The sequence below is a fragment of the Parasphingorhabdus sp. genome (assembly GCF_049667325.1).
Taxonomy (GTDB): domain Bacteria; phylum Pseudomonadota; class Alphaproteobacteria; order Sphingomonadales; family Sphingomonadaceae; genus Parasphingorhabdus.
Map to the genome: position 1 here is coordinate 1 of NZ_JBATHY010000249.1, position 8,997 is coordinate 8,997.

The 8,997-nt window shown below is 57.5% G+C and carries 7 protein-coding genes and 1 tRNA gene; 6 read left to right on the top strand and 2 right to left on the bottom strand.

What is annotated here, in order from left to right; genetic code table 11:
* Together WBM93_RS11255 and WBM93_RS11260 are read left to right on the top strand one after the other, a co-directional pair.
* Positions 1 to 109 (top strand): small acid-soluble spore protein P (locus tag WBM93_RS11255; RefSeq protein ID WP_424431904.1); only part of this gene is annotated, 109 nt, incomplete at its 5' end.
* Positions 78 to 1,202, top strand: a complete 1,125-nt coding sequence (locus tag WBM93_RS11260; protein ID WP_424431892.1) for a M14 family metallopeptidase — start codon at positions 78 to 80, stop codon at positions 1,200 to 1,202. The genes WBM93_RS11255 and WBM93_RS11260, both read left to right, overlap by 32 nt.
* A gap of 33 nt (positions 1,203 to 1,235) precedes the next feature.
* Here WBM93_RS11260 and WBM93_RS11265 read toward each other — a convergent pair whose 3' ends face one another.
* Positions 1,236 to 1,877: a TetR/AcrR family transcriptional regulator gene (locus WBM93_RS11265; protein WP_424431894.1), complete on the bottom strand. Its 642-nt coding sequence runs from the start codon at positions 1,875 to 1,877 to the stop codon at positions 1,236 to 1,238.
* A gap of 123 nt (positions 1,878 to 2,000) precedes the next feature.
* Here WBM93_RS11265 and WBM93_RS11270 point away from each other — a divergent pair, with 123 nt between their 5' ends.
* Genes WBM93_RS11270 through WBM93_RS11280 form a run of 3 tightly spaced genes read left to right on the top strand, consistent with a single transcriptional unit; the run spans position 2,001 to position 8,143 of the window.
* On the top strand, positions 2,001 to 3,512 hold the full coding sequence (locus WBM93_RS11270; protein ID WP_424431896.1) for a TolC family protein: 1,512 nt from the start codon (positions 2,001 to 2,003) through the stop codon (positions 3,510 to 3,512).
* Positions 3,513 to 4,892 (top strand): efflux RND transporter periplasmic adaptor subunit, encoded by a 1,380-nt coding sequence (locus WBM93_RS11275; RefSeq protein WP_424431898.1) that lies wholly within the window; start codon positions 3,513 to 3,515, stop codon positions 4,890 to 4,892.
* Positions 4,889 to 8,143, top strand: a complete 3,255-nt coding sequence (locus WBM93_RS11280; protein ID WP_424431900.1) for an efflux RND transporter permease subunit — start codon at positions 4,889 to 4,891, stop codon at positions 8,141 to 8,143. The genes WBM93_RS11275 and WBM93_RS11280 overlap by 4 nt, the downstream gene beginning before the upstream one ends.
* Before the next feature lie 69 nt (positions 8,144 to 8,212).
* Here the strand turns inward: WBM93_RS11280 and WBM93_RS11285 are convergent.
* Positions 8,213 to 8,300 (bottom strand) — tRNA-Ser (locus WBM93_RS11285).
* Positions 8,301 to 8,538: 238 nt separating this feature from the next.
* Between WBM93_RS11285 and WBM93_RS11290 the strand changes: the two genes are divergently transcribed.
* Positions 8,539 to 8,997, top strand: a 459-nt coding sequence (locus WBM93_RS11290; RefSeq protein WP_424431902.1) for a peptidylprolyl isomerase, incomplete at its 3' end; no start/stop codon positions are given.

An 8,997-nucleotide genomic window follows, 5' to 3' on the forward strand; every position in this document is an offset into this window, starting at 1 on the left:
GGCCTGGCAGCAGCGAAACTGGCCGAAGCCCTATTCAGGGACTTCCCCGGAGAGTCCGGAGCCACTATCAGGGTGCCATGACCATAAAAATCACCAGCGCGTTCGATAGCGGCAATATCGAAGTCCATGCCATCAAGGGCACCACCGCAAAATTGTCGATCCGCAAGGACAAGGACAGCGAATTTTTCCAATGGTTCCATTTCCGGGTGGCCTGCCAGATCGGCGACGAGCTGGAGTTGAACATTGGCGGCCTGAAAGAATCCGCTTACCCGCAGGGCTGGCCCGATTATGACGCCTGTGTCAGCGAGGACCGGGAATATTGGGGCCGCGCGGAAAGCAGTTACGACGAGAAAAGCGGCACCCTGTCGATTCGCTATACCGCAAGCAGCAATATCATCTGGTTCGCCTATTTCGCGCCCTACAGCATGGAACGCCATCACGACCTGATCGCCGAAACTGCCGGTTTTGAAGGAGTCTCGGTGCAGACGCTGGGCCACAGTCTGGAAGGCCAGCCGATCGACTGTTTGGAACTGGGCAGCGGGAAGAAACAGGTCTGGCTCTACGCCCGCCAGCATCCCGGAGAAAGCATGGCCGAATGGTGGATGGAAGGCGCGCTGGAAATGCTGACCGATCCCGCCGATCCTCACGCACGGCTGCTGCTGCAGCAATGCCGGCTCCATATCATACCCAATATGAACCCAGATGGTTCGTGCAGAGGACATTTACGAACCAATTTTGCCGGGACCAATCTCAATCGCGAATGGCACGAACCAAGCGCCGAGAAATCTCCCGAAGTGTTGTGTGTCCGCAACGCGATGGATAAAAGCGGTGTCGATTTCGCGATGGACGTCCACGGGGATGAAGCAATCCCCGCGGTTTTCATCGCCGGTTTCGAAGGAATCCCTTCGATCACCGACGCGCAGCTGGAAAAATATCACGGCTACCGCAACCGCCTGGCCGAGCGCACACCGGATTTCCAGACCAAGCTCGGCTATCCTACGGCCGCCAAGGGCAAGGCCAACCTGTCGATGTCGACCAATCAGGTCGCAGAACGCTTCGGCGCCGTCGCGATGACGCTGGAAATGCCGTTCAAGGATAATGGCGACCTGCCCGATGCAGAACAAGGCTGGTCCCCCGAACGCTGCAATCTGCTCGCCCGCGAATGTCTGGCGACTTTGGCCGAGATGATCGACAATATCTAGCGTTCACCGCAATCGTACGGCGGGGCCGGTCACCTATGTCTGGTGAATAAGCAGCCAGGCATCAACCGCGCGGAGCACCCGTTTTCGCTTTTCTTCGTCGGTCATGGTGATTTTGTGGCCATAGCGGAGGAATAGATCCATTCTCCCCATGATCAGACCGGCGAACATTTCCGCCGAAGCGGTCACGTCCGCGCTTTGAATCTCTCCGCGCTTGATAGCGACATGGAGGAGATTGGTCAGATCTCCGAGCAGGACACGGGGGCCATTGTCGAGGAAATATTCGCCGATTTTCGGATCCCGGTTCACTTCCGCGGCAAGCACGCGTTCAAATCGAACCATCTCGTCGCGCATGAGAAAGTCCAGCATCCCCCGCGCCGCAGAAATCAGGATATCGCGCAGTTTCGTGTCTTCCAGATTTGCGACGACGAAATTCTTGCGCATCTGACTGCATTCTGCCTTGACCACTTCGCCAAACAGATTTTCCTTGTTCTTGAACCAGGAATAGACCGTAACCTTGGACACGCCAGCGCGCGCCGCAATCGCTTCGATGCTGGTCGCCGAAAATCCGTTGGCAAAAAACTCCGCATGCGCCGCAACGAGAATATCCGCGATTTTGCGCCGACTCGCCGGCCTGTCGCTGTGCAAAAGCATCTTCCTGTCATCCGCATATTCCACGGCCCAATCCCCTCGTCAGTCGGGCGCTTCTATCAAATTGAACGGTAACGTTCAAATAAAACGTTGACGTTCAATTTCATGAATGGCATTTTGCATGGGCTTGGTACGGTCCGGGCCATTGCGATGGCGGAAGATATTGTGAAAAATAGCTCTAACAGGATCAAGTCGGCCGTTCTTTTGATCGCGTTGACGACCAGCGGCTGTGTAAGCCTGGCCCCGGAGTCGGCGGTTCCGGAAATCGCTGCAGGCGTCCCATCGCAATTTGCAAAGTTCGATGCAGGCGGCATCTACCAGCCGGCGCGCTGGTGGCAGTCGTTTGAGGACCCTGTCCTGAACGGTCTGCTCGATGAAGCGCTTACCAAGAATTTTGATCTTGCCGAAGCTTCTGCAAGACTGAGAGCGGCGGAAGCGCGGGCGAAAATTTCAAAAAGCGGCCTTTTTCCGCAGGCCAGTACCGGACTAAACAGCAGCTATTCTGATTCCCCTACCGCGGGAACCAGTTTCGGTTCGATACCGGGCGCCGCAACCAGGCGAATCCAGAACGAGACCTATGCTTCAAGCCTTGCCTTTTCCTACGAGCTCGACATCTGGGGCAAGCTGCGCAACGATGCACGGGCCGGGCGGGCTGATGCGGTTGCTTCCGCCGCCGACTTGCAGTCCGTGCGTCTGGCCGTTCTGGCAGAAACCATCACCAGCTATTTCGATATTGTTGATGCGCGCCATCAAATTGGTCTCACAACCAGAATTATCGATGTGCTCGGTGACCGGCTGGAACAGACCGAGGATCGCTATCGTCGTGGCCTGGTGACGTCGTTCGAACTTTATCAGGTGCGCCAGGAATTTCGCAATATCCAGGCCAGCCTGCCGCAGCGAGAAAGCCAGCTGGCGGCGATTGAGGGGCAATTGGCCGTGCTTGTCGGCCGATATTCCGACAATATGGATGATCTTATCGGCAAAAAACTCGCGCCAAAATTGATATTCCAATCGGTTCCTTCCGGCCTGCCGATCGATCTGCTGACCCAGCGGCCGGACATATATGCCGAAGGCCAGCGACTGGAGTCGGCACGATATAATCTGGGGGCGCGCCGCGCTGAACGATTTCCGTCTCTAAGCCTTTCCGCCAGCACCGGCACCCAAGGCGGCACCCCTTCCCAAGCATTTGATATATTTGACAATTGGGTGTTGAACCTGGGGGCGAGCCTCACTGCACCGCTTTTCCAGGGCGGTCGAATCCGGGCGAATATCGAAGTTGCCGATGCACAATATGCCCAGCAGACCGCGGTTTACGCGCGCACCGTGTTGACCGCTTATCAAGAGGTGTCCTCCGCCATCGAGCGCTATGAAGAAGAGCGGCAACGTTACCGGTTTCTGTTCTCGCAACTGGAAGAGGCCGAAGCCGCCGCAGCGCTGCAATCGCGACGGTTTTCCAACGGGGTCGGAAGCTATATCGATTATCTCGATGCCCTGCGCGCACAATATCAGGTCCAGTCCTCATTATCTTCGGCGGCGCGCGACGTAGCTCTTTCGCGGCTTGCTATCCACCGGGCGCTGGGAGGCAGCTGGGATGAAGAGCCGGGCGCGTCACCGCAACCGGCTGGCGAAAATGCGGCTTCAACCACAAAGGGAGAAAAATAGGTGCACCGGCAACGCGTTATAGGCGGCTTGATCCTGCTCGGAGCAATCTTGATTGCGGCAGCGCTGGTCCTGCTCCGGTCCGATCCGGAAGAAAAGCCGCAGGTAGAACAGCTTCCGCTGGTGCAAGCGGAAGCTCTGGAAATCCGTACCGGAAATTTGATGATCACGGGCGCGGGTACGGTGCGCGCGCGCGAGGACCTGACACTGGCCGCCGAAGTTGCAGGCAAGCTGGTCTATGTAAATCCCGGCCTTCGCGAAGGTCAGCTTATAGCGCGCGGCGAAACCTTGTTCCGGATCGACACTTCCGACTATCGCAATGCGGTGCAAACGGCGCAAGCCGATGTCGCATCGCAAGGCGTGTCGGTGATGCAGGCACGCGAGGAAGTCACCCTGGCAAAGGCGGAGCTGGCCCGTTTCCAGCAACGCGGCGCCAGCGCTGGCAATGCCTTTGCCAGTGTCGACAGCAGCGATTATGCCGCGCAAATATTGCCGCCAGATGCGTTGGTCAGGAATGCGGAATCCGATATGCAGCAAACTAGGCAGGTCACAACTTCCAACGGCCTGGCAACGCGCGAACCGCAGCTGAAATCCGCGCAAGCCGGTCTGCGCCGGGCCCAGGCAAAACTGGCCGACGCCCGAACCGCATTGAAACGAACGGTGGTTCAGGCTCCCTTTTCGGGGGTCGTGAAAGCCGAACAAATTGCACTGGGAAGTTTTGTCCAGCCCGGACAATCGCTCGGTTCGATCGTTGGCACAGCAGATTATGAAGCCGTCATTCCTTTATCCGAAAAAGAGGCCGCATTGATCCCCCAGCTGTTCCGCACCGGAGCGGGAAACAGGATCGAAGCGTCTGTCTATTCCGAATATGGCGGCACCCGGTACCGGTGGTCGGCTTATGTTGACCGGGTGAATCGTTTGCTCAATCCGCAAACACGCACGATCGATATATACTTGCGTATCCCCAATCCGCTGCGCGGTGGCGCGCCCGCTGCAGAGCAGAATGCTAGCGGAAAGACTGCCACGGCATCCGGCGCACCACCATTGTTTGTCGGCAGTTTTGTCGATGCCGAAATTACCGGCAAAGCCCTGGAAGAATATGCGGTGCTCCCGCTCGCGGCTCTGAAATCGGGTAACAATATCTGGCTGGTTCGCGACAATAAACTCCATATCGTCGCGGTGGAAATATTGCAGCGCACCGATAAAACGGCGCTGATCAGCACCTCGGGCCTGGGAGACAAGCCAGTGGCCATTACCGGAAACCTGAAAATTGCGACCGAAGGACTGCGCGTCAGGATCGCCAAGCCGAGCCTGAAAAAGCCTGTCACAAAACCACCTGTATCCAAGGTGAAAATACCCTCGAAAGCCAAGCCGGCTAAATGACGACTGTATCCGATCCCGACCAGTCCCCGGCGGACGGACCCGTCCCCGAGCAACCGAGCAAGGAGATCATGGAACAACGCGGCGTGGTTGCGTTTATGGCGCGCAACGGAGTCGCGGCAAACCTGCTGATGATCTTCTTCTTTGTGGCCGGAATTTCATCCTATGGCACGATCGTTCAGGAGGTTTTTGCGGAAAACAGCCTCGATACGGTTCAGATCAGCGTCGCTTATCCGGGCGCTACACCGGATGAAGTCGAAGAAACGATTATCCAGAAAATTGAAGAAGCGGTTGAAGCGGTCGAGAATGTCAAAGAGATTAAGTCCAACGCGGCCGAAAATATCGGTGCGGTCTCGGTCGAGCTGGAACTGGGTACGGATATCGACCGGGCGCTGGATGACATCAAAGCCGAAATAGACCAGATCCAGACCTTCCCCGACGATGCCGAGGAACCCGATGTCCGGGAACTGACCACCCGGCAAAGCGTTCTGCGTGTTGCGATTTTCGGGGATGTTCCCGAAATTGCGCTGAAGGAGACAGCCTATCGGCTTGAGGAATCGCTATCATCATTGCCGGAGATATCGTTCGTCAGTACCAGTTCTATCCGCGACTATGAAGTGTCGATAGAAGTCCCGCAAAATACGTTGCAGGCCCTGGGCCTCTCGCTCAACGATATATCGCGCACCGTCGCAGCGAGCAGTCTCGACAGTCCGGCCGGGTCGATCGATACCGACAGCGAGGAAGTCCGGGTCCGGACAATCGGACAGAATTATAACCAGCAGAATTTTGAAAATATCGTTCTGGTGAGCAACCAAAATGGCGCGTTGGTCAGGCTGGGTCAGGTGGCCAATATCCGCGACGGGTTCGAGGATTCCGATCTGTTGTCGCTTTACAATGGCCAGCCGGTTGCCTTCGTTGAGGTATTCCGCACCAGCGACGAGCGGGTATTGGATGTCGCGCGCGCAGCCAAAGAATATTTGAGTTCCGAATTCGCGCCCACGCTGCCGGAAGGCATATCCTATGCAATTTGGGATGATGACAGTGAACTGCTCAACGACCGATTGAGTCTGCTTCTCAAAAATGCTGCGATCGGTCTGTTTCTGGTGCTGCTCGCGCTGACCCTGTTTCTCGATATCCGCCTTGCCGGGTGGACGGCACTGGGCATCGGCGTGACCTTTGTCGGCGCGATTTTCCTGCTGGATCTGATGGGATCCAGCCTCAATATGTTCTCGCTGTTCGGCTTCATTCTGGCATTGGGTCTGGTGGTCGATGACGCGATCGTCGTGGGCGAAAATGTTTATGCCCAGCGTGGCAGCGGCCGGACCGGACTGGGCGCCGCGATCAGCGGCACCCGGCGGGTCACAGTGCCGGTCATCTTTGCGGTATTGACGACGGTCGCTGCATTTTCCCCGCTCTTTGCCATTGGCGGCGTCATCGGTAAAATATTGTTCGATATCCCGCTGGTGGTCGTTGCCGTTCTGGCATTGTCGCTGATCGAGTGCCTGCTGATCCTGCCCAATCACCTCAGCCATCTGCCCGCGCCCGGCACCCCGACACATAATCCCGTCACCCGCTTTTTCGAACGGGTACAAGCCAGCGTGGACTTTTACTTCCAGGCCTTCGTCAACGGTCCGCTCGATCGGGCACTGAATTTTTCCGTCCGCATGCCATTTGTGATAATCGCCGGTGGTGTTGCCCTGCTCATCGTCGTCGGCTCGCTGGTACCGGCCGGTATCATCAAAAGCTCCTTCTTCCCCGCCATCGAGGCGGATATTGTCACAGCCAGTCTCGAGATGCCGGCCGGAACGACAATCGGGGATACCGAGAAAATTGCCCGGTTGATCGAACAGCGGGGTCGCGAGACTTTTGCGGAATATGAGGCGGGGCGGGAAGACAGCGGCGCTTCGCCCTTGCGGGGAATATTCACCCTGGTGGGTCAGGGACCACGGCTAAACGGTCCCGATGCTACCGCGAGCAGAGGCTTCTCCTCCAATATTGCCAGCGTCCAGTTCAGCTTCATCCCGGGCGACCAGAGGGAACTCGCGTCAAAGGATTTCGAAAATGCATGGCGGGACGCGGTCGGCCCGATCGTCGAGGCACGCTCGGTCGTTTTTGCCTCCGATCTGCTGTCGATCGGCGCACCGGTTGATGTGCAACTCTCCGATCCCGATCCGGCCGTGGTCGAGGCTGCCTCGGTCAAACTGATGGAAAAACTGAACCGCTTCTCCGGCCTGTTCGACATCGAAACCGATCAGGACGAGGGGCTGAAGGAAATCCAGCTTCGATTGAAGCCGGAGGCCCGCTCGCTGGGTGTAACGCTGCAGGATGTCGCGCTTCAGGTGCGTGCGGCTTTCTTCGGCAGCGAGGCGCTGAGAGTGCAGCGCGGCCAGGAAGATCTGCGGGTATATATCCGCCTGCCCGAAGAAGAACGTAACTCGATCGCGGATGTCGAGCGTTTCCGGGTTCGGGTACCGGGAGGCGAAGTACCGCTTGCCTCGCTCGCCGAGGTTTCCTTTGGTCAGGCACCCTCGGTCATTCGCCGCACCGACGGCCGCCGGGTGACCACGGTTACCGCCGATCTTGACGACAATGTCGTGACCAGCCAGGAAATTGCCGATGCGCTGTCCAGCGAAATCATGCCCGAACTGCAAGCCGACTATCCCCAGCTACAGTATACATTTGGTGGCGAACAGAAGGAGCAGCAGGAATCCTTTGGCGATCTGGGCATCGCATTCCTGGCCGCGCTGCTGATGATCTATGCCCTGCTGGCAATTCCGTTCCGTTCCTACGTGCAACCGCTGATCATCATGGCGGTCATTCCGTTCGGTATTATCGGGGCTCTGATCGGCCACCTGATACTGGGACTGCCCTTGGGCGTGCTCAGCATTTTCGGTATCATCGCGCTGTCGGGTGTGATTGTGAACGGATCGCTCGTTCTGATCGACTTCATCAACGAAAATATCGCCAACGGCATGGACATAGAAGACGCCATCATCAGCGGCGCCAAATCACGCTTCCGGCCGATCATGCTGACCTCGCTCACAACATTCCTCGGCGTGGCGCCGATTACCTTCGAAACCAGCCTTCAGGCCCAGTTTCTCATCCCGATGTCGGCCAGTCTCGGATTCGGGGTATTGTTCGGGGCGGTGATACTTCAACTGCTGATTCCTGCGCTCGCGGTGCTGGAATATCGCGGAAAGCAGCGGCTGCAAAGAGCATGGCATGCCTGGTCAACCAGAGCGCACCCGGTTTGAGCCCCCGAATAAAGCGGGCTCGGTCCACCGCGGATGCCATAGATCCAATATTCGGTTTATGATGATTAGTGGCGGAGACGGAGGGATTCGAACCCTCGATAGGTTGCCCTATACACGCTTTCCAAGCGTGCGCGATCGACCACTCTGCCACGTCTCCGCATAGTCATCTGATGCATAATTTGGTCGAACATCAGACAGCGCCGCTTCCCCTAATGCGGGAAACGGGCTTTCGCAAGCGATAGTGTCGGGTTAGGGTGCTGAGGAACAGAATGTTGAAAATATAATCCGTTCGTCCTGGGCTTGTCGAGCCGAAGGCCAAGCGAAGCTTAACGACCTCGTGCACCGAGAGCTGCACTTCGACAAGCTCAGTGCGAACGGAATTGGGGGAAGATTATATGAACAAGGCAACCGTTTTCGCTTCACTAGCAGCCCTCTTGAGCGCGACTCCCACCCTCGCCCAGGACACCGAAAAATCGGAATATCCCAGCCCCAATGCCATTGTCGATGCCGCCCCGGCCAGCGACTGGGTGAAAATCGCGCCGAGCGACCTGCTGGTCATGGACCTCGCGCCCGATGCAGAAGGCAACGCCCGCCGCGTGGTCATCCAGCTGATGCCGGAACCATTCACGCAGGGCTGGATCCGCAATATCCGCAAGCTCGCCGCCGCGCACTGGTGGGATGGCACGTCGATAAATCGCGTGCAGGACAATTACGTCGTGCAATGGGGGGATGCCGGTTACGATAACCCGGAATCGGGCGAGACCGAGCAGAAGGCTTTGCCGGAGGGGTTGGAGGCGGTGCCGGAGAGTGATTATTACACTGCGGCCACATCGCTGGACTGGCCAATTCTAGTG